Here is a 636-nt window from a genome sequence, read left to right as displayed (position 1 = left end):
CCACGGCTGCCCTCGATCAGTTAACGAGGATCTTTCCCGATCTCGAACAGGAATCTTCCAGCCTTAGCTCGGAACAAATGGCCGACCGCGTCGCTACCTGAACTCGTCGTGCAACCCAATGGCTTCGACCGGGGTCCTTTTGGGCGAAAGGCCGGTTCCGCACCGCGTTTATTGACAGAGGTTTTGTTACGGTCTTCCGGTGTCGAGCGATGGGGCTGGACCCACGTGCCGATGACAGGAACTGACGACGAGGTCACCTTGAACGGGTGTAACTTATGATTTACATTCATACTTCCCAAGGAGCACTTCGAGAGGCGTAATGGCGGCCATTAACCCGAGACAGATCAAAGGCAATTGGGCGGATGGATACGCGCTCGACATCCATACGACGGGAAGCGTTTATCTCGGCGTGAACGAATATGGGCATGACGTCTACGACACCACGCGCTCGGAAGTCGGCGAGTTACTCTACCGCTTGAAATATCGCTCTGACCTCAAGGCTGCTGAGGAATTGATCGCGGTGGCAGTAGCCTACATCGCGCCGAACGCCGCGAATTTCGATGTGATCGTTCCAGTTCCGCCCTCTGGTGTGAGAGCTGTCCAACCCGTCATCACGTTGGCCGATGGGATCGGAGC

Annotated in this window: 1 pseudogene; it reads left to right on the top strand. The window is 56.1% G+C overall.

Annotated elements, in window-relative coordinates:
* Positions 1 to 319: 319 nt before the first annotated feature.
* A pseudogene (locus EOA85_RS36730) lies at positions 320 to 636 on the top strand (ComF family protein); the annotation flags it as partial.

Origin of the sequence: Mesorhizobium sp. M5C.F.Ca.IN.020.29.1.1, from assembly GCF_003997375.1 — a bacterium.
Lineage (GTDB): Bacteria > Pseudomonadota > Alphaproteobacteria > Rhizobiales > Rhizobiaceae > Mesorhizobium > Mesorhizobium wenxiniae.
The sequence above is the reverse complement of the archived record's forward strand: the minus strand, read 5'-3'. Positions and strand labels throughout refer to the sequence as shown.